Below are 19,191 nucleotides of genomic sequence, written 5' to 3' on the forward strand. Positions count from 1 at the left end.
TCTCAGAACGAATAAAAAAGGCGGGGCGGTAGGAACTTTATAGTTCTACCGCCCCGCCTTCTTCTATGAGCCGTCTAGCTCTTTTAGTCTTCGGGCAGAGCCTGCACGTAGGTCTTCAGACGGCTGATGAAACGAGCCTCCGAGAAACCGTCAACGTGCTCACGGATGTAGTCGGCATCCCAGTCGTCCGGGTTGAAAGCCTTAAGAGCTTCCACCAGCTGCTCCACGGTCGGCTGGTTGATGAACATGCCGGTCTTGCCTTCCTGAATGGTATCCAGGAAGCCGCCCGCACGGTAGGCAATCACGGCCTTGCCGCTAGCACCCGCTTCTAGCGGGGTAATGCCGAAGTCCTCATACGAGATAGCCAGCAGCGCCAGGCAGTGACGGTACGCATAACGTAGCTGCGCGTCCGAAACGCCCGAAGCAATACGAATAGTCGGGCCCGCAAGCGCTTCCAGATGTTCCTTTTCCGGACCGCGGCCAATCACCAGTAGCTTCTTGCCCAACTCATTGCAGGCTTCAATAGCCTTATCAACATTCTTGTAGGGCAGCAGGCGAGAAACAATCAGGAAATAATCGTCCGATTCGGTGAACTCTTCCAGACCCGGGATAGGCTCAACCGGTGCGGCGGCATCTACCGAGTGCGGCGGGAAGAAAATCGGAACGTCCTTTTTACCGTAGACGTTCTCGATGCGCTTCTTAATCACGCTCGCGTTCGCCACGTACACCGCCGAGCGGTGAGCCGCCCAGTGATCCCACAGCATCAGTGCAGGACGCAGAGTCTTCAGCAACAGCGGCACGGGGCCGGTGCTCTTCTCACCCAGGTACTGATCGCTCAGGTACAGCCAACGCGCCGGCGAATGGCAGTAAATGAACTTACGACCGGCGAAGTTGAAGCCGTGCGCCCAACCGGTTGTCGATACCACAGCACGCTCAGCCGGCACCTTCAAGAAAGAAGAAGCAATCGGCAGAATCGGCAGAGCCATGCGGTGGTTACGACGCAGGTAACCAATCTTGTTCAAGGGACTCGTGATAATCTTCGCGTCTTTGAACTCGGGAAAGGTGCCCTCCGGGTCGTACAGAGTCGTGTAAATCGGTGCGTCCGGGAACGCACGGTGCATCGCCAGAACAACACGCTCCGCGCCACCGCGCTGAGTCAGGTAGTCGTGGGCAATTGCAATCTCTTCAGTAGCCTCAGGCTTCACCAGCGGCACGTAACGACGCACCAGGCGGCCAAGCTTCTTGAGGCTCTTCGGGATATCCGCGAGCACCGCGTCAGGGTTCTTCGGCCCGGTAAACGGAGCGGAGGTCAAGAGCTGAGTGAGTGACATTTTCTTTTCCTCCTAGAAAACTTTCTGAGCTCGCTCAGGATAGTGAATACCGGCGTAGGATGCAGCCTCAACCTGCAGTGCCACAAGCTTCTCAGCAGCCTTAGCGGGCAGCTTGAGCAGAATCTTATCGCTCGCATCGCCCAGAGCCTTAATGGTGTTCTCGGTGGTGAAACGAGCGAGGGTCTTGACCAAGAACCCCCACGGACCCGTCGGGTTCGGGGCAGGGTGTGCTTCCTCGCCGTGCTTACGGACGAAGATGGTGCGGGCGGAGCCCGAGTGCAGGGCGCGCAGAGCACGCACTGCAGTGGTAGTAGCCTCGGCGTAGTGCTTGACCTCGACCTCATCAGAGATGATGATGCGGCCACCAGCGTCATGAACCATTTTGCCCATGTCTACGTCTTCCCAGCCGTAGAGGCGGTACGCGGGGTCGTAGCCGCCAGTACGGTCAAAGTACTCAGCAGAGATAGAAGAGTTGCCGTTCCAGTACAGCCAACGGCCTTCTTCAGCTACGCTGAGGGCACCTTCTTTGAATCGGGCATCGCGGAAGTTACCGTACACACGAGAGTAGGGAGTGTCCGGGTACACGTTCTTCAAGGTACCAATCACACCGTCGTAATCACGGTGCAGGCGGATCCGCGCTTCAACGTAGTCGGCAGCAGGCTCAAGGTCGTCATCGCAACGGATAAGAACATCCGCATCAGCCGCACGGTGGCCAGCGTTCAACGCAGCCACGCGGCCGCGGTTCTCCTCGAAAACGATCTTGGTCAGGTTCAGCTTGCCTTCTGCAATGTAGCGGTCAAGCACAGCTTCACTGTTATCAATATCGCCGTCGAGGACCACGATAACCTGGAAGTCCTTCTCGGTCTGGGCGGCAAGGGCATCCAGCGGGTAGTGCAGAATATCTGCACCACCGCGAGAAGGGATGATAACCGCAGCCTTGTAGCGGTGAGTAGTCGTCATAATTTTCCTTCGGGGTTTGAGTGAGAGGATATCCGTTGGGAATGGCCTATACGTTTAGAAGCACCTTAGCGGATAAAACGCTCCAGAATCTCACCAACACGGACCTTACCTGCTTCAGGTGAGTAGTTTTCCTGCCAACGCCAGAACAGCTCGGAGGTACGTTCTGCCAGCTCTTCAGTCTCTTCACGGATTTCCTGACCCAGCTTCTCAATGGCCTGGGCGAGTGCCTGCGGCTGGTTCACCGGGACGATGTAGGGGTAGGAGCCGTTGCCGCCGACGACCTCCATCAAGGGTGCAGCGTCGCTGATAACGACAGGGATGCGTGCGCTCATCGCTTCAGCAACCACAAGGCCGAAAGACTCTTCAGCACCCGCCGAGGGGACAACCAGCATGTCAATGTTAGAGAACAGGCGGTCCGGAGTGGTCCAGCCCAAGCGAGTGCTGAACGGTGCGACACGGGCCAGAGCAGTCTCAACCTCAGCACGGCCCTCTTCAGAAGCGAATACAGGCTCGCCACCGATGATGAAGTCGTAGATAATCTCGTCCTTGTTGAGGATGCTCAACGCCTCGCACAGAGTAGGAATACCCTTAGCAGGAGTCAGACGACCCAAGAAACCAACACGCAGACGACGATCGCCAACGTGATGGTCCAGCTCAGTTGAGACACCGTTGACCCAGTTAGCGAAAACCTCGCTGCCAGGGCAAGCACGTGCGACGTAACGGCTAGGCACCAAAGTAACCGATGCATTACGACGAGCGAACGGTACCAGCTTGGCATTGATACCAGTAGCGTACTGATGCAGGTGTACGATGCGGTTCTTACGGCCACCCGTTGCTACTGCGGGAACCAGACCATTGCACCAGAGCAGTACATCCTTGTTCTGAGCATGCCATGCACGCAAAGCAAGCATGTACTGTGCGCGGTTCTTAGCAGGCAACATAATGCGAGGGAAACCCTCATCCGCGGCAGCTTCCATGAGTTGCTTCGGTTCCGAGGGGCCCACAATGGTGACCTTGTACCCGAGGTTACGGGCTGCGCGGGCAATGTTCAGAAGCATGACCTCGCCGCCACCAATATCACCGTTATTGGTAGCAATATACAGTTCTTTTTTCATTGTTCTACTCCTAGAGCAATTCACAAGGGGAAGGGGATATTGTTCTTCTACAGAACCATCTAGGTTCCCCTGATACGCCAGAACAAGGGGCTCCAATAAGCGTTGCGCGTTATGCTCAAGACTTAGAGAAACTGCCTGTCGAGGCAGAGGATACAAAGTGAATATCCTCTACGCCTTATGGGCATTCTGGGCAGCTAGTACGTGGTTATCGGCTTCTTCAGCATCACGAATCTCAATTCGTTCGTCGAAGCCTTCGACGCTCGACTCATCATGGCCGGTGCCCAAACGCTGTTCACGTTCAAGCAACAACACACGCAAAGCCAGACCGCAGGCAACAGCCCACGGCCAGGTGTAGAACACCTCGCCCAGACGCGACGCACAAATCATAATGGCAACGCCAGCGCCCTGCACAACGTAGAACTTCGCGGGCAGGGTCTTCTGGCCGCTAAACACATTCACGATGAAGAGCAAGGTAATAGCAACAACCAGAATCATCCAGGGCCAGCCGCCCTCCACAAGCGCAGACCAGTATGAATTGTGGAAGAACCAGGTCTTCGAACCAGTATGTGCCAGATAGACATATGCTTCGCCCAAGCCCTGTCCGAAGAAGCCAGAAGCCTGAACCTTAATCTCAGATGCCTGGTCAATCAGTGAACGAAGCGCATCGGTACCGGTACGATCTGCGAAGGCACCAGACTGCGCGTAGTCATTGGTCAGAATATCGATCAGCCAGTACAGGGCCACACCCAAGGCAATGCGGCCGAAAGTCTTCATACGGTGAGCAATAACGATCCAAATCAGACCCGCTGCATACGCCGCGATAGAGGTACGAGAACCCGTAGCCCACAACAAAGCAGAGAAAACCACAATGGCAAGAATGACTTCGATCTTGTTACGGGCGAAGCTCAGAACCAACAGGCCAAAGAGGCAGTACACCAGACCCGAGAAGTTCTTATCGCCCAGCCAACCGGTCAGATAACCAACATAACCAGTTTCCGGGGCAAAACCCGCAAAATATCCTACCGCATTGAAAAGAATCGCTGTTGAGTAGCCCAGAATAATCGAGCGGATATGCAGACGCCCAGCGGCGATAGTCCAAATCAATACCGTTGCCGCTACAAGACGAAGCAAACGACGCGTCCAATCCGATGCGTCCTCGGAATGTACACCGTAGAACGAGACAATTGCGAGGTAACCCATTGCAATAAACATAATTGCGCGCAGACCCGAAAAATGACTCACGTCAAAAGTTGGCTTACGGGTCAGACCGTACAGCGCCAGCAAAAGAATGATTACCTGGTTAAAGGGCAAACCAACACCCGGTACCGGGTCACCAAAAAGCAAGAGGAACGCCATGATGAACTCAGGCATACGAATCTGGCTGGTCTGATGGCGGACGTAATTACTACCGCGAGACACAGTTTCAGAGAAACGCGAAACCTCTGGCTTCTCGGTGGGTTCGTTCAAATGCGCGTAAACCTGCGAAGTCTGGCTCATCATCGGCCTCCTCGAAGTACACGAGTGTAAATATCAACCGTCTGAGCAGCCATCTGCTCATTCGAAATCCAGGTGAAAGGCTCAGCCTCACTCTTCTGCAGCTGCGCACGCATAGCCTGCAGAACATCCTGAGTCAAGGTTGCACTTTGACGGCCTACCAGCTCGTCGGCGCCCAAAATCTCCGGGTTACCACCCACAGCGGTAGCGACCGTCTTCAGACCGGCTGCCTTAGCGTCCAGCAGAGTGTAGGAGCAGTTCTCCCACACCGACAGCTGAACAATCATGTCGCTACGGCCCATCGCCTCAATCGGGTTAACGAAGCCGCTGAAGGTCACCGATTCCCCCAGGTTCAGACGCTGAGCCTGAGCCTGCAACTCGGACGCCAAATCACCAGAGCCCGCAATCTCAAGATGAGCCTGCGGGTAATCAGCACGAAGCTGCGCAAAAGCGTCCAGTAGCACGTCAATGCCCTTCTCAGGGGACAGACGGGACAGCGAGAGAATACGCGGACCTCCCTCTGCGGGAACACGCTGCTGCTCAACAGCCGCGTGCACCTCGGGGATATCCACGCCGTTGTACACCAGCTCAACACCGCGAGCACCCCACTTGGCACGCATCTGATCAGCGGTAGAACGAGAAACAGCAATCGCCTGATCGGTACCCCACAGGCGCACACGATGCACGGTCTCCATGAGCTTAGAACGCCAGGAGCTACCGTGGTACACCGAGTCATTACCTGCAATACCGTGCTCAGTGGTCAGAAGCTTCGGTACGCAGGTGCCGCGCTTGATGACGCTACGGATGCGTAGTGCGTTGACCACAGCGGTTGCGACAACGTCTGCATACGCCAGGTGGCTGTGCACAATATCCGGGCGGAGCTGCTCAATAGCCTTCTGCAAAGAAGCAAAAGAAGTCTTAAAACCGTAGTCGGGACCGAATTCAGCCTTGATGACGGTGACGCCCAGCTCCTCAAGACGGCTCGTGAGCTTACCCTCGGGTGCGAGAACCACCAGGTTAAAGCCGGGGAGCCCGGCACGTGCCATATCGACAACGTGCCGAGCTACTCCACCAAACTCGGGAACCGGAACGACCCACAGGGCAGTGGGAAATCCGTTTGAATTCATGAGTGAGTGTCTACTTTCTACAGCCACTTCTCGAGGCGGTCCAGTGCGGTGAAGAAGCCTTCACCGTTGTTGATGTGGCCCTGCCAGATTTCGGGGATGAAGGATGCTTTCGGTGCCAGCTCACGCAGCTGCTTGCCCAGGGATGCCCAGTCGACATCGCCTTCGCCGACCTGAACGCCCTCACCGTCAACGCCGGTACCGTCCACCAGGTGCAGGTGGATGGACAGCGGTGCCAGCTGCTCAACAGCCTCCGACAGCGGAATGTTCAGGAAGTTGCAAGCAAGCATGGTGTGGGAGATGTCCAGGCAGAGCGCGGTGTCGAACTCACGCGAGAACTCCGCGGTGTCCTTCGGATCCAGGAACAGGTTATGGTACTGCTGACCACCCATCAGCCAGGGGTACGGGGGCAGAGTCTGAGCCGCCAGGCGAACACCGGATGCGTCCAGACGCTTCAGCGCCTCACCGATGCGCTCGTACTTCTCAGCACGTGCCGATGCGGGGATGTGCTTGTCCTTGGTGAAGCCACCCATGGTCACGACCATGACCGGGTCCTCGTCTACGGTGAAGTAGCGGGTCAGGTCACGGGTGATGTCAATGGTGCGCTGAACTTCAGCGATGGAGCGCTCCCACACCTCGGGGTCCTTGGACGCGAGGTCCACCAGGAAGTCGCCTGCGAACAGGTCGGGCAGGTGGGTGGTGAAGCCCATGTCCAGCTTGGAGTCAAAGACGTCGTCGATGTTGATCTCGAGGTCCTTGTAGGAGAAGTGGAACTCCAGGAAGTCCGGCTTTGCCTCTTCAATCAGCGGCTTGTAGTCGTGGTAACGAACCGGCAGACCCCAGGGGCGGTCGAACTTGAAGTCGCGGCGGGTCACCAGATCGTCCTTCAGGTCGCCCTCGAAGAAGAACGAGCCTTCTTCAACGTCGCGCTGCATGGTGCGGCCCAGCAGCTGCGGCAGGTAGTTCGGCTGCAGACCACGGCCGGGGGACTTCACAGCAACATCGGCCTCGGTCACAACCTCGCCCTTAGCAATGTGACGGGTAGCAACCAGGGACTTAGCCAGGTTCACGCGGTTCATCAGCTCACCGGTGGACACCTCGCGAGGAGCAGCGGAACCAATAGCGGCCTCAACCTCACGGATCTGCTGAACCATTGCCTTGAATTCCTCAGGCAGCAGGGAGACGGTGTGGTCGTTACCCTCGAGGGTCTTGTCGGTGGTGAAGTGCTTCTCAATGATCTTCGCGCCGCGAGCAACAGCAGCAATCGGCACGTGGTAGCCACGCTCGTGGCCGGAGTAACCGACCAAGCACTGACCAATCTCAGCCAGGCGGTCCATGTACGCCAGGTTGACGTCCTTGAAGGGTGCCGGGTATGCGGACTGGCACTGTAGCAGAGCGTAGGATGCGCCAGCGTTACGCAGCAGAGCCACGGACTCGCGAATCTCTTCCTCACGGCTCATACCGGTGGAAACCAGCATGGGCAGGCCGCGGGAAGCCACGTCGCGCAGCAGCTCGTGGTTGGTCAGGTCGGCAGAAGCAATCTTCATGCCCTGGATACCGTAGTCAACCAGTGCCTGAACGGAGGGTGCGTCCCAGGGGGTGCACATGATGTCCATGTCGTGCTGCTTGACGTGGTCGAAGACCTCGTACATCTGGTCAACGGTCAGGGAGAAGCGGGACAGCAGGTCCAGGGTGTACTGAACGCCCAGGTCCTCACCTGCGGTTGCCGCACCGCGCTGGCGGTACAGAGCGTCCATGTCGCGCAGCTGGAACTTCACAGCGTCCGCGCCGGACTCAACAGCCAGGTCCACCAGCTCCTTAGCGAAGTCAACGCTACCCTGGTGGTTGTTACCAATCTCAGCAATGATGAAGGAGGGGGAATCCTCGCTGATGGTGTGCTTACCGATGCGCAGGACGTCCTGCTCATCCATTGCCAGTGCCACGAGGTGACCGCGCTCGTCGGTCAGCGGCACGTGGTTGATACCCTTCGCGAAGTATGCGCGCAGGGTCTCGGGATCAGCATCAGCCGGTGCGGTCTGCGGGTTGGTGTTTGCAGCGTCCAGGGCGCTGGTCTCCAGGGATGCGGTCGGGTTAGCAATCAGCCAACGACGGAAGTCGCCGTCAGAGAGCGAACCGCGCAGGATACCGGACTCGTTCACCAGGAAGATGATGCGCTGGCCGTTAGCAGAAATCTTCTGCAGGGCGTTGAGAATCGGGTCTTCAGCGAAGACCACGTAGGGGGCAATATTGCGTTCAATAATCACGATTTTGACCTTTTCGTTTGAGTGTTTAGTTGAATGCCTGAGTGCCGGTCAAGCCGGGAGCTGCAGACGAGGTACTGCCGCGGGTGAAGGTTACTTGTCTTCGGCCAGGATCTGAGTGAGCTGGTGCTCTGCCACGGAGAAGTCAATCGGTGCGTCAATGTCGACGCCCTCGACCTCGTCCAGCATGAACAAATCAATGGTACCGCCGGGGTAGCCCGCCAGGCGGTTGTGGTGGTCCATGTACACGTGGGTCTTGGTGATGTACATCGAACCGTTCTCACGGTAGCGGAAGGTTTCCTTGGTCAGCTCCTGGCGGCGCGGGCGAGCCATAATCTCGAACGCCGCGGTGGGCTCACCGTCAGCGTGCCAAGTCCAGATGAACGGACCAATCGGAATCACACCGACCATGGAGTCCTTACCGTTCTCCGCGAACTGGCGGACCGCACGAGCCAGAGTACCGGGCAGACGCACCGGGCTGGTTGCCTGCAGCAGCATGACAGCCTCGGGTTCCCAACCGTTTTCGGTGTAGAACTCGATGGCGTGCTCGATGACCGGCTCGGTTGCGGTGGTGTCTTCAGCCAGGTGTGCCGGACGAATGAACGGCACCTCAGCACCGTACTCGCGGGCGATATCAGCCAGCTCAGCATCGTCGGTGGAGACGACAACGCGCAGCTCGTGCTCGCCAGCTACTTCTTCCTTAGCAGCCAGTGCCTGCTCGATGGTCCATGCGACCAGCGGCTTACCCGCGATGGGGCGTAGGTTCTTACGCGGAATGCCCTTTGAGCCACCGCGCACGGGGATGACGCAGAGAATACGCATTATGCCTCCAAAGTTTCAATCATGAGTTCAGCGATACGCTGTGCCGGTTCCTTCTTCGGCTGAACCGGTGGCGGGGTCGGTTCCTGACCCCACTGGTTCATGCCGTAGCGGTCCCAGAATTCCACGAGCCATGCCGGCGGTGCCGGGTGGTAAACCCACGCCGGGATACCGCGGATTGCAGCCTCCAGAACACCGGTAGAGAAGATGGATACCACCGGGTTCGGCACCTCGTTCAGCGGGGTGCCGGAGCGGTCAATGCGGATGCCTTCCTTCTCCCACAGCTTGTGGGTCAGCACCGACAGCTTGTCCTTCTCGCTCGGGTGCGGGCGGTAGGTTCCACCAAACTTCTTCAAGAAGGAGTGCGAAGCGTACGCGAAGGATGCGCGCGGCAGTTCCGCACCGTGCATCTGGCCCAGGAAGATCGGTTCCAGGTCGTTCGGCTTCTGCGCTTCAGCACCGGCAGCTTTCTGTGCCGCCAGGTAGAGTAGCTGCGAACCCACCGCGTGGGTGGTCACATCGCGGCGACCCGATGCCCAGAATTCCGCATCAGCTTCGCTGAAAGCCAGCAGGGTGCATCCAACCGGTAGCGGCGGTGCCTGAGGCACCAGCAGACCGTGCTGGACCATCCAGTACTCAGCGCCAATCGCGCGAGAGAACTCGTAAGCTACTGCACCGCGTCCAAGAAACTGCGCGGCAGATAGAACGATACGAACATCCGGCAGGAGGCTAATCAGCTCATCGCCGGAGATTTCCTGCTCGGACCAGTCCTTGCGCGAGTAGCGCTCGCTCGCATACTGTCCGTCCAGGTACTCGCTAGCGTCCTCGGGAACCCACAGGGCAACATCGACAGCATCCAGATGCTTGAGAGGTTCCAAGATTGCGTTGCGGTTCGTTGGAGAGAACGAATCCATAACGATCAGCACCTGAGGCTTAGTACCGCGAGTGTACAGAAGACCGCGTACGGGTTCCTCCCTGCCAGTCTGAGAACGTGCAGAATCAAGAAGCGTGTTCAGCTTATACTTAGCCCACTTCAGCTTCTTCTGACGCCTCTGCCACGCCTGCCAAGCATCCAAATCTAGAGGGTACTTAAGCATCCTGCTTCTCCCCAGAACGGACTCGAATAACGGTAGCTGGAATGCCCACAGCCACAGCGTTAGCCGGAATGTCGCGGGTGACCACAGCTCCAGCACCAATCACCGCGCCGTCTCCAATAGTGACGCCACCGAGCACAGACACATTCTGACCAAGGAAAACACGATTACCAATCACGATGTCACCACCGGGCTGCACATCGTGCAGAGAGTCCAGAGGATGCTCACCAGAATTGACCATCACGTTATCGGCAAAGACACAGTCCTTACCAATAGTCACATTCGACAGAGCGTGAATATGGCTACGGTGACCAACGTAGGTACCGGAACCAATACGCAGAATACCTCCGGCTTCAGAAGCAATCCACGCATCCTCGTAGATTGCAATCTGGTCACCAAGGTAGATGTTCTCTACACCGACCATGCGCAGGGGACAAACAAGAACAGTACCCGAGCCGAAAGAACCGAACGCTCGCGAGTACAGGGTCTTTCCTAGCAGGTCTGCCATGTGCCAACGCACGCTCGGCATCTTGGTCACAATCTTAGAAAGGTTTAGGCCCATAGCTGCTCCAAAATCTTTACACGCTGATCGAAGGTGTGCTCAGCCAGAGTACGCTTCTGACCGGCCTCACGAATCTGGCGAGCCCACTTCGGCTCACGGAAAATACGGGTACAAATCTCGATGAGCTCATCAATGCTCTCGTAGACCAGAACCTCTTCACCAGGAATGTAGTAGCGATCCACATCGGCACGGTCAATCACCTGCAGAGCGCCCACGCCGGGAGCCTCAAAGGTGCGCATGGTGAAACCATCCTGGTTATTGTGGATGTTCAGCGTTGCCGGGGAGGACGCCATAATGCCGTACGCCTCAGAGCGGTCAATATCGCGACCTGCGGGCACGCCGGAATCCTTGAACTGCTTAGTGCGCAGAATGTCATAGGGGTGACGCGACCAAGCACGACCGTAAGCACGCACCGGCAGACCGGCTGCGACCAGCGCCTGCAGGGTCTCCTCACGGTTCGGGTACTTAGCACCCACAAAGTTGATAGAGTCCTCACGCATGGGGACAACCGGGCAGTGGGTGTCGTAGGCGTTGGGCATGTCGAGCACCTCGAAGCCCTGCTCACGCAGGTGCTGCGCGTCCAGCGGGCTGTAGCTTGCCAGCGCGCCCAGGTGATGCAGGTCCTCTTCGGTATAGCTCATACGGCGCATTTCGTCGTAGAGCCAGGTGCCGTAGCGAACACCGGAGGTCTCCAGCAGGTCCCACCATTCGCGGGAGAGCATATCGCCCTTAATGACCAGCACAATATCGGGGCGGAACTCGTGGAAAGCGTCAATCGCCTTACGGGTTGCCTGCGCTGCGAAGCTTTCGGGGCGGTACTTCTCGGGCAGCTCGTGGGCAAGCTTGTTGAGGATACGCTCGGGCAGAGTACCCGGCGCATCGTAGATGTGGGTGCGCACTTCGTATCCGTGCACTTCCAGGGATGCCTGAATTGCCTTCCAGTACCCGTGGAATGCGGGTGAGAGCAGTAGAAGTTTGGGCTGAGTCATATGAGGATTGAATCCTGTCGGCGTTTGCTATGAGAACCCGCAGGGTAGAACCGTGCGGTGCTATGTGTTGGAGTGAAGAGGAACGGAAAGTTTCACCTGCAACTTGAGGCAAAACATACCTACTGAAATTTTACAACGAAAGCAGGAGACGACACACTCGAGTGCACTGTGTCGCCTCCTACGTTCTATGTGAACCTTCTTATGAAGAGTGCTAGAAATCTTGCGGAACTACCGCTGTAGATTCCGCACGTTTCGCGCCTAGTTCTCGCGGCGCTCTGCCTTGGCGATACGCTCCAGCTCGGTGGCGAGGAAACCACGAGCGTCCACATCCTTATTGCGCAGGCCGCGCACCGAGTTCACCAGGAAGTTCGCGTAGCTGGTAGCACGCAGAGCAACAGCAAGCTTCTTCTCCCAGCCCCACTTATCCGCATAAATGAAACGAGCAGTGGTCAGCCACTGTACACGGCGCTCGGAGGGCGAAGATCCGCCTCCCTCGTGGGTGACGGTTACCGAAGGAATCAGGTAACGATCCACACCAGCGTTCGAGAGGCGGTACTGGAAATCCACCTCTTCGCTGTTCATGTAGAAACGCTCATCCATGCCACCGATGCGGTTGAAGGTCGCACGAGGAACGACCATACATGCGCCCATAACCCAGTCAACCTTCGCGTCCGAGGTGCCGGTGCACGCCTCAACGTCGTGGCCAACGCCGCGGTGCCACCAGTTAGTCGGCTTAAAACGAGCCAGCGGAGTGAACCATTCCCACGCAATATGCGCTGCGGTGGGAAACTTGCGTGCGACCCACTGCTGCTTGCCGTCGTGGCCAATAATCTGCGGGCTAGCCAGCACCTCGCCGTGGCGTTCCACGGCTGCGAGCATGCGCGAGACGAAGGTGTTATCCAGCTCCAGGTCGCTGTTGAGGATGAAAACCCATTCACCGGTCGCGGTAGCAACACCGGAGTTCACAGCTTTACCGAAACCACCATTCACAGGGCGGCGAACCACGGTCACGCCCTCAACCTCGGGGAAAGGGATTGGCGAAACGTCATCCGAAACGACGATTTCAATATCGGCGGGGTCAATACCCTGCTGAGCACGCAGAGTGTCAATAATGGCAAGAACCGGCTCCGGCTCGCCGTAGAAAGGAATAACCGCAGATACGCGGGGAGTATGAGTCACAATAATGTCCTTTGAGTGAGGTGCCTGAAAATCACAATCGATAGAAGGCTAAATTATGGGGGCGACCGTATTTACTTCTGCATACGGTCACCCCCATAGTTTCAATTAGTCGGGTAGCTGGCCCAGGCGAACGAGGTTCGCAAATTCTTCATTTGCAGCCTGAACTTCCTTGAAAGTTCCCTTATTCGCAATGCGGCCCTGGGAGAGGTACACCAGCTGATCAACGTTACGCACCGTGGAAAGACGGTGAGCCACGATAATCACGGTAATCTCCTTGGAGATGCGGTTAATGGTCTGAGTAATCTTGTGCTCAGTCTCATTGTCCAGTGCACTGGTTGCCTCATCCATAACCAACAGGCTCGGGTTGCGGTACATCGCACGCGCAATGCCCACACGCTGACGCTGACCACCGGAAAGGCGGTTACCGTTCTCACCAATCGAGGTGTTAATGCCGTCTTCCAGGGTCTCGACAACAGGCATCAGCTCCGCCAGCTCGAGGCAGTAGATCACACGGTCATCATCAATGTGCTTTTCGGGGATGCCGAAGGCAACTGCCTCACGCAGCGTGCCGTTACCCAGGTAGGGATCCTGAGGGACATAACCAATCTTCTGGTACCAGGAATGCAGGTCAGTATGGATGTCCTTACCCTGGCTAGAGATCGTGCCGCTCGTCGGGGTCAGCAGACCAAGAATCAAGTCAACCAGAGTAGTCTTACCCGAGCCGGAACCACCCACGAAAGCAACCGAGGTACCAGCCGGCACATCCAGCTGAATGTCCTTGAGAACGTCCTTATCACCGTCCGGGTAACGGTAGACCAGGTTATCGATCTGAACATCCACGGGCTCAATGCCCGAGTTAATGATGGTTGCCGGATCAATTTCATCCTTGAATTCAACCATCTGCAGGCGCTGCTCTTCCGGGCTCATCGAGCGGATGACCTTAGCAACCTCTTCACTAGCGAACTCGTTCGCGCGAATACCGCCCAGGGAAGCAATCATACGGGTAGCGTTCGGAAGGATGCGGATACATGCGGTTGCGAAAAGCATAAGGGAAGGAAGACCATCAGCACCCTGAGTTGCGGTCACCAGAGCCAACAGACCAGCGATACCCACGATGAAAATAACTTCAAGAGAGTACTTGGGGAAGTCATTCAGGAACGAGAGGTTAACATCGCTTTTAACGCTTCGTACTGCGGGCTCGCGGTACTGCTCGATAGCAGCCTTGTGTGCATTCGTAATACGAATTTCGCGGAAGCCCCTGATGTCGTCCAGAAGGAAGCGCAAAGCGTCTCGGCCCGCGCGTGCCGTTATCTCACCATACTTCGCGTTACCGCGGCGCAAGAAGAACTGCATGACAGCAATGGTGATGCCGAAGTATGCGAAAGCGATCAGCGCCGGAACCGGCATGACGCAAAGAATCATGATGAGCAACACGATGATAGACAGGAAGTCGCCCACAAAGTTAATAATTGATCCCACAAAACCGCGGTATGCAAACACCACGTAGGTGCTAATCAGGTACGCGGTTTCTTCAGGCTGGGACTTCTTGTGGTTGAAGTAGCTATCCTTCATGTAATGATTGAGGATCGTCGTCGACGTCGCCAGCTGCTGGTAACCGGTAAACTTCAGGCTCCAGCGCTTAAAGAGGAGCGCAACAACACCCTTAATAACAAAGGCGAGCACCAGAACGAGACCCAGATAGACCACCAAATCAGAACGCTGAGGGTTGCCGAAGATATCGGAAATTACAGCCAAGTAACCGGTAAGTTCCGCGCCCATCGCAATATTCACAATGGGAAGAATGGCAGCAACGCCGACCATTTCCATCAAAGATAGGAGGAACAGACCGATCAGGTTAAAGACAAGCAGCGTAAAGCTTCGTCCCGGGAAAAGCAGGCGAAGCTTAGTATAAATACTCTTCATTGGTCCTCGTTGGTGAGTGTACTCGCTGGCTCCTGAGTGAGAAGAAGACCAGCATTTCACGCCAATTCTAGCACGCGGCATCTAAACATTTTCAGCATCAAACTTGTACTTTTGGTCATCTTTAGTCGCAAGAAGAACCTCTAATTCATAGCTAAAACATAAGACATTTAGGGGTATTTGCCACACACAGGAAAAGGAACCGTTGGAGGTGCAAGTAACTCGGTATGATAGATACTATTCATTCAGCAAACCCGACACTTCCGGCTTCCCTGTTCACTGTTGGGTACGTCAATTAGAAAAGGCTTTTTGATGGGCATCTTCAACATCAAGTCCCTCAAGGACAAGTACGCGTGGGGCTCCTCCGAGGACAAAACCAACTCCGCAGAAACTGCCGAGGAGCAGCAGGCAACCACCGCCTCTCCCTCCGCAAATATTGCTGATGGAGTCCGCTCCCTCATTAAGAGCAACCCCGACCTAGCGGGCAAGAACCGCCGCGGGGTAGCCGGTCGCACCATCTCCCCTGACGGATCCCTCCTGGAAGCCGTAGACGATTACGAGGTATACACCGCTACGCAGACCCCTCAGCAGGAAGTCACCCCGGAAGAAGAACTGAGCGCAGACGGCACCGCAACCGTCTCCGCACAGCCTCTCACCCACACCGACATCGAGGCCACCCCCGGCGACATCCTCGACGTAGACGGTAAGCCCACCGGCCCCAGCATTATCCGCGTGGGCCAGCACAACGCGCCCACCGTTGATGCCGAAGAGCTCGCCAACCCCGAAGAAGCCAACAGCCAGAGCGCAGGAAACGCACACTCCTCCCCCACTACTAACTCCCGCAGCGAACGCACCCCGCTCTTCAAGTTCTCCCCCAAGACTCTCAACCGTACCGACAGCACCGACAAAGACGGCCCCTTCGAAGCACTCTTCGTGTGCACCGGCAACATTGCCCGCAGCGCATCCGGTGAAGTTATCGCCAAGCACCTCGCCGCAGAATACGGTCTGGAAGACAAGTGGATTTTCGCCAGCGCGGGCACCGGAGCACTCGTCGGTCACGGCGTCTACGAGCACGTAGCCAACGAGCTTATTGAGCGTGGCTACAACCCCGAAGGTTTCGCCTCCCGCCAGCTCAACGGCCAGATTGTCGAGAACGCCACCATCATCCTGGTCGCTGAGAAGGTACACGCCGACTGGATCGTGCGCGAGTGGCCCCAGCACCACGCCAAGATCAAGCTACTCAAGCAGGTTGCACGAATCCGCGAGGACGCACGCCGCGCCGAGCCGCTCTCTTACCTCTACTCGCACGGTGCTCGCCCGCTCGATAGCGACAAGCTGGAAGACCCCTACCGCCGCGGCCCCGCAGCAGCTAAGGTCGCAGTGGACGAGGTGGAGCAGTCCCTGCGCATCATTCTGCCCTGGCTCGCACAGGCACACCGCTAAGCGCACACCGCTAAGCACACGACACTAAATACAGCACTAACCCGGCTGGAACAGATATCTGCTCCAGCCGGTTAGCTTTAGCCTCTATAACTTAGCCTCAATAGCAGAAAGTCCCCCGCCGACAGTAGTCAGCGGGGGACTTTCGTTAGGCTTTAGAAGCTTAGTGCTCGAAAATCTCGGTCACAGAGCCCTCATCGAAGACCTCGCGAATAGCGCGAGCAATCAACGGAGCGATGGAGAGAATAGTCAGGTTATCGAACTGCTTCTCTTCCGGCACGGGCAGGGTGTTGGTCACGACGACCTCCACAGCACCGCACTGGGACAGACGCTCAGCAGCCGGATCAGACAGAACCGGGTGAGTTGCCGCGATGATAACTTCCTTTGCGCCCTTGTCCATGAGGACCTTCACGGCGCCAGCAATGGTGCCACCGGTGTCGATCATGTCGTCAATCAGCACGCAGGTACGACCCTCGATGTCACCCACAACAGTCTTAGAAACAGCCTGGTTGGGGACGTTGATGTCGCGGGTCTTGTGCACGAACGCCAGAGGCGCGCCGTCCAGCAGGTCAGCCCAGTGCTCAGCCACGCGGACACGACCGGTATCCGGGGACACAACGGTCACGTTGGACAGGTCGTCCACGCGCTCGCGGATGTGCTTAGCCAGAACCGGAATTGCGAAGAGGTGATCAAGCGGACCGTCAAAGAAGCCCTGGATCTGCGAAGTGTGCAGATCCACGCACATCAGGCGGTCAGCACCCGCGGTCTTGTACAGGTCCGAAATCAGACGTGCCGAGATGGGCTCGCGACCCTTGTGCTTCTTGTCCTGACGAGCGTAGGGATAGAAGGGAGACACCACGGTAATGGAACGAGCGGATGCACGCTTGAGCGCATCGATCATAATGATCTGCTCCATGAGCCATTCGTTGATGGGTGCCGGGTGCGACTGAATCACGAAAGCGTCCGCACCGCGCACCGACTCCTCAAAGCGGACGTAGGTCTCGCCATTGGCGAAGGTGTATGCGGAGGTGGGCAACAGGTCGTGATCAAGTGCCTGTGCAATCTCCTCGGCAAGCTTGGGGTGTGCTCGACCGGAGACCACTACAAGCTTGCGCTCACCGGGGTTGGTAATCTCGCTACTCATGGTGTTGTTCTTTCCTCGAATTAGGATTCTGCCGGATCCTGAGCGCCAGCAGCCTTAGCAGCCTCGGCGGGTTCGGTACCGGCACGGTTCTTCAGAACCCAGCCATCGATGGTGCGCTGGGAAGTCTCAGAGTAGGCGAGGGCGCCAGCAGGAACATCCTTACGGATCAGCGCGCCCGCGCCGGAGTAGGCACCGTCACCGACGGTAACAGGTGCAACGTAAATGCCCGCAGAACCCATACGGGCGTGCGCGCCGATAACGGAGCGGTTCTTCACCAGACCGTTGTAGTTCGCAAAAATAGATCCAGCACCAATGTTCGCGCCTTCACCGATGGTGGCGTCACCAACGTAGGACAGGTGCGGAATCTTTGCGCCATCTCCAATCTGCGAGTTCTTAGCCTCGCAGAAGGTGCCAAGCTTAGCGTCCTTGCCCAGGGTAGTACCGGGGCGCAGGTATGCGAAGGGACCAACAGTTGCACCTTCGCCGATGACAGCACCAAAACCGTGAGCGCGGATGACGGTAGCGTCAGCCTCAACGGTCATATCGGTCAGGGTGGAGTCCGGGCCAATGGTAGCGCCGGTAGCAACGGTGGTGGAGCCGTGCAGCTGCACACCGGGCAGCAGGGTTACGTCGTTCTCAATGGTGACGGTAACGTCAACCCAAGTGTTCTCAGGATCAACAATGGTCACGCCGTTACGCATGTGAGCCTCAAGGATGCGGTTGTTGAGCATACGACCCAGCTGAGCCAGCTGCACGCGGTCGTTAGCCCCTTCAACCTCCCAGCGGTCCTCAATAGCCAGAGCGGAGGTGCGGTAGCCCTTAGAACGAGCGATGGACAGAACGTCGGTAATGTACTTCTCGCCCTGTGCGTTGTTGGTGGTCACCTCGAGCAGTGCCTCGCGCAGAACAGCGGCGTCAAAAGCGTAAATACCGGAGTTAATTTCGGTAATTTCGAGTTCTTCGGGGGAAGCGTCCTTCGCCTCAACAATGGCGGTCACTTCGCCAGCCTGGTTACGGACAATACGACCGTAGGCGCCGGGCTCATCAATGTGGGTGGTCAGCACGGTTACGGAGTTCTTGTCTTCTTCGTGGAAGGCAATCAGTTCGCGCAGAGTCTCGGGGCGCAGCAGAGGAACATCACCGTAGGTCACCAGGACGGTGCCGGAGACGGGTGCCTGCGCATCCAGGGCATTCAGACCGACCTCAACCGCGCGACCAGTACCCGGAATCTCATCCTGATCAACGATGGTTACCTCAGGGTCAAATGCAAGAACGTGCTCAGCAACCTTATCGCGCTGGTGGCGCACCACAACAGCAAGGCGCTCAGGGTTCAAATCGCGTGCAGCAGCGACAGCGTGCTCAACCATGGATCGACCACCGATGCCGTGCATGACCTTGGGGGTAGCGGACTTCATGCGCGTACCAGCGCCTGCGGCGAGAACGATCACTGCAGAGGGTGCCAGTTCAGTGTTCACTGGGAAGACTCCTTAGTAGTGGTTGTAAGAGTGAGGAGTGAGCGCGGACCGCTAACTCTCTATCAACGGTGCCGTTGAGTGCTTACGCTCCGCCACTAGGACTCGAACCTAGACAAACGGCTCCAAAGGCCGCTGTGCTGCCATTACACCATGGCGGATTATCCTTACATTCACGACAAGCCCCCGCTAGCGGGTCCTCATCGTCATTGACCGCCATTTTGGGCATAGAACAGCGCAATGCAGGAAATGCTTTCCTCAGTTTATCAAATATCTGTGCTCAACTT

The 19,191-nt window shown here is 57.1% G+C and carries 15 protein-coding genes and 1 tRNA gene; 1 reads left to right on the forward strand and 15 read right to left on the reverse strand.

Annotation, left to right across the window (positions count from 1 at the left end; translation table 11 throughout):
• Window positions 1–83 precede the first annotated feature (83 nt).
• From HMPREF2879_RS05840 to HMPREF2879_RS05895, 12 genes are all read right to left on the reverse strand, one after another.
• Complete coding sequence (locus HMPREF2879_RS05840) at window positions 84–1,331, reverse strand: glycosyltransferase (RefSeq protein ID WP_049341593.1); 1,248 nt, start codon at window positions 1,329–1,331, stop codon at window positions 84–86.
• Between the two features lie 12 nt (window positions 1,332–1,343).
• The gene (locus tag HMPREF2879_RS05845; RefSeq protein ID WP_049341591.1) at window positions 1,344–2,291 is read right to left on the reverse strand and encodes a glycosyltransferase family 2 protein; all 948 of its coding nucleotides are present in this window, start codon (window positions 2,289–2,291) and stop codon (window positions 1,344–1,346) included.
• Between the two features lie 65 nt (window positions 2,292–2,356).
• Window positions 2,357–3,406: a glycosyltransferase family 4 protein gene (locus HMPREF2879_RS05850; protein WP_049341589.1), complete on the reverse strand. Its 1,050-nt coding sequence runs from the start codon at window positions 3,404–3,406 to the stop codon at window positions 2,357–2,359.
• 168 nt (window positions 3,407–3,574) lie between these two features.
• Window positions 3,575–4,906 (reverse strand): O-antigen ligase family protein, encoded by a 1,332-nt coding sequence (locus HMPREF2879_RS05855; RefSeq protein ID WP_049341587.1) that lies wholly within the window; start codon window positions 4,904–4,906, stop codon window positions 3,575–3,577.
• A complete protein-coding gene (locus HMPREF2879_RS05860; RefSeq protein ID WP_049341585.1) occupies window positions 4,903–6,027 on the reverse strand; it encodes a glycosyltransferase in 1,125 nt (374 codons plus the stop codon). The genes HMPREF2879_RS05855 and HMPREF2879_RS05860 overlap by 4 nt, the downstream gene beginning before the upstream one ends.
• Before the next feature lie 17 nt (window positions 6,028–6,044).
• Complete coding sequence (locus HMPREF2879_RS05865) at window positions 6,045–8,288, reverse strand: N-acetylneuraminate synthase family protein (protein WP_049341583.1); 2,244 nt, start codon at window positions 8,286–8,288, stop codon at window positions 6,045–6,047.
• A gap of 90 nt (window positions 8,289–8,378) precedes the next feature.
• On the reverse strand, window positions 8,379–9,107 hold the full coding sequence (locus HMPREF2879_RS05870) for an acylneuraminate cytidylyltransferase family protein (protein WP_049358429.1): 729 nt from the start codon (window positions 9,105–9,107) through the stop codon (window positions 8,379–8,381).
• Window positions 9,107–10,201, reverse strand: coding sequence for a hypothetical protein (locus HMPREF2879_RS05875; protein ID WP_049358430.1), 1,095 nt, complete (start codon window positions 10,199–10,201; stop codon window positions 9,107–9,109). Before HMPREF2879_RS05875 ends, HMPREF2879_RS05870 begins: the two co-directional genes overlap by 1 nt.
• Window positions 10,194–10,760 carry an acyltransferase gene (locus tag HMPREF2879_RS09425; RefSeq protein ID WP_053090429.1) on the reverse strand — a complete coding sequence of 189 codons (567 nt, stop codon included), beginning with the start codon at window positions 10,758–10,760 and terminating at the stop codon, window positions 10,194–10,196. The genes HMPREF2879_RS05875 and HMPREF2879_RS09425 overlap by 8 nt, the downstream gene beginning before the upstream one ends.
• Window positions 10,751–11,749 carry a CgeB family protein gene (locus HMPREF2879_RS05885; RefSeq protein ID WP_049350009.1) on the reverse strand — a complete coding sequence of 333 codons (999 nt, stop codon included), beginning with the start codon at window positions 11,747–11,749 and terminating at the stop codon, window positions 10,751–10,753. The genes HMPREF2879_RS09425 and HMPREF2879_RS05885 overlap by 10 nt, the downstream gene beginning before the upstream one ends.
• A gap of 258 nt (window positions 11,750–12,007) precedes the next feature.
• Window positions 12,008–12,928: a glycosyltransferase family 2 protein gene (locus HMPREF2879_RS05890; protein ID WP_049341577.1), complete on the reverse strand. Its 921-nt coding sequence runs from the start codon at window positions 12,926–12,928 to the stop codon at window positions 12,008–12,010.
• A 105-nt stretch (window positions 12,929–13,033) separates the two neighbouring features.
• Entirely contained in the window at window positions 13,034–14,851 is a 1,818-nt protein-coding gene (locus HMPREF2879_RS05895) for an ABC transporter ATP-binding protein (RefSeq protein ID WP_049341575.1), read from the reverse strand.
• Window positions 14,852–15,160: 309 nt separating this feature from the next.
• Here HMPREF2879_RS05895 and HMPREF2879_RS05900 point away from each other — a divergent pair, with 309 nt between their 5' ends.
• On the forward strand, window positions 15,161–16,291 hold the full coding sequence (locus tag HMPREF2879_RS05900; protein WP_049362294.1) for an arsenate reductase/protein-tyrosine-phosphatase family protein: 1,131 nt from the start codon (window positions 15,161–15,163) through the stop codon (window positions 16,289–16,291).
• Between the two features lie 160 nt (window positions 16,292–16,451).
• Here HMPREF2879_RS05900 and HMPREF2879_RS05905 read toward each other — a convergent pair whose 3' ends face one another.
• The 3 genes from HMPREF2879_RS05905 to HMPREF2879_RS05915 form a co-directional block, all read right to left on the reverse strand.
• The gene (locus tag HMPREF2879_RS05905; RefSeq protein WP_049327934.1) at window positions 16,452–17,432 is read right to left on the reverse strand and encodes a ribose-phosphate diphosphokinase; all 981 of its coding nucleotides are present in this window, start codon (window positions 17,430–17,432) and stop codon (window positions 16,452–16,454) included.
• Between the two features lie 20 nt (window positions 17,433–17,452).
• A complete protein-coding gene (gene glmU, locus HMPREF2879_RS05910; RefSeq protein ID WP_049362296.1) occupies window positions 17,453–18,907 on the reverse strand; it encodes a bifunctional UDP-N-acetylglucosamine diphosphorylase/glucosamine-1-phosphate N-acetyltransferase GlmU in 1,455 nt (484 codons plus the stop codon).
• Window positions 18,908–18,994: 87 nt separating this feature from the next.
• Window positions 18,995–19,065: transfer RNA gene (locus HMPREF2879_RS05915), tRNA-Gln, on the reverse strand.
• Window positions 19,066–19,191 lie beyond the last annotated feature (126 nt).

Source organism: Rothia sp. HMSC069C04, from assembly GCF_001812895.1.
Lineage (GTDB): Bacteria > Actinomycetota > Actinomycetes > Actinomycetales > Micrococcaceae > Rothia.

Coding starts and splice junctions, on each gene's coding strand:
- HMPREF2879_RS05860 (WP_049341585.1), bottom strand. CDS start 6,027: ATGAATTCAAACGGATTTCCCACTGCCCTGTGGGTCGTTCCGGTTCCC.
- HMPREF2879_RS05885 (WP_049350009.1), bottom strand. CDS start 11,749: ATGACTCAGCCCAAACTTCTACTGCTCTCACCCGCATTCCACGGGTAC.
- HMPREF2879_RS09425 (WP_053090429.1), bottom strand. CDS start 10,760: ATGGGCCTAAACCTTTCTAAGATTGTGACCAAGATGCCGAGCGTGCGT.
- HMPREF2879_RS05895 (WP_049341575.1), bottom strand. CDS start 14,851: ATGAAGAGTATTTATACTAAGCTTCGCCTGCTTTTCCCGGGACGAAGC.
- HMPREF2879_RS05870 (WP_049358429.1), bottom strand. CDS start 9,107: ATGCGTATTCTCTGCGTCATCCCCGTGCGCGGTGGCTCAAAGGGCATT.
- HMPREF2879_RS05855 (WP_049341587.1), bottom strand. CDS start 4,906: ATGATGAGCCAGACTTCGCAGGTTTACGCGCATTTGAACGAACCCACC.
- HMPREF2879_RS05845 (WP_049341591.1), bottom strand. CDS start 2,291: ATGACGACTACTCACCGCTACAAGGCTGCGGTTATCATCCCTTCTCGC.
- HMPREF2879_RS05850 (WP_049341589.1), bottom strand. CDS start 3,406: ATGAAAAAAGAACTGTATATTGCTACCAATAACGGTGATATTGGTGGC.
- HMPREF2879_RS05905 (WP_049327934.1), bottom strand. CDS start 17,432: ATGAGTAGCGAGATTACCAACCCCGGTGAGCGCAAGCTTGTAGTGGTC.
- HMPREF2879_RS05840 (WP_049341593.1), bottom strand. CDS start 1,331: ATGTCACTCACTCAGCTCTTGACCTCCGCTCCGTTTACCGGGCCGAAG.
- HMPREF2879_RS05900 (WP_049362294.1), top strand. CDS start 15,161: ATGGGCATCTTCAACATCAAGTCCCTCAAGGACAAGTACGCGTGGGGC.
- HMPREF2879_RS05875 (WP_049358430.1), bottom strand. CDS start 10,201: ATGCTTAAGTACCCTCTAGATTTGGATGCTTGGCAGGCGTGGCAGAGG.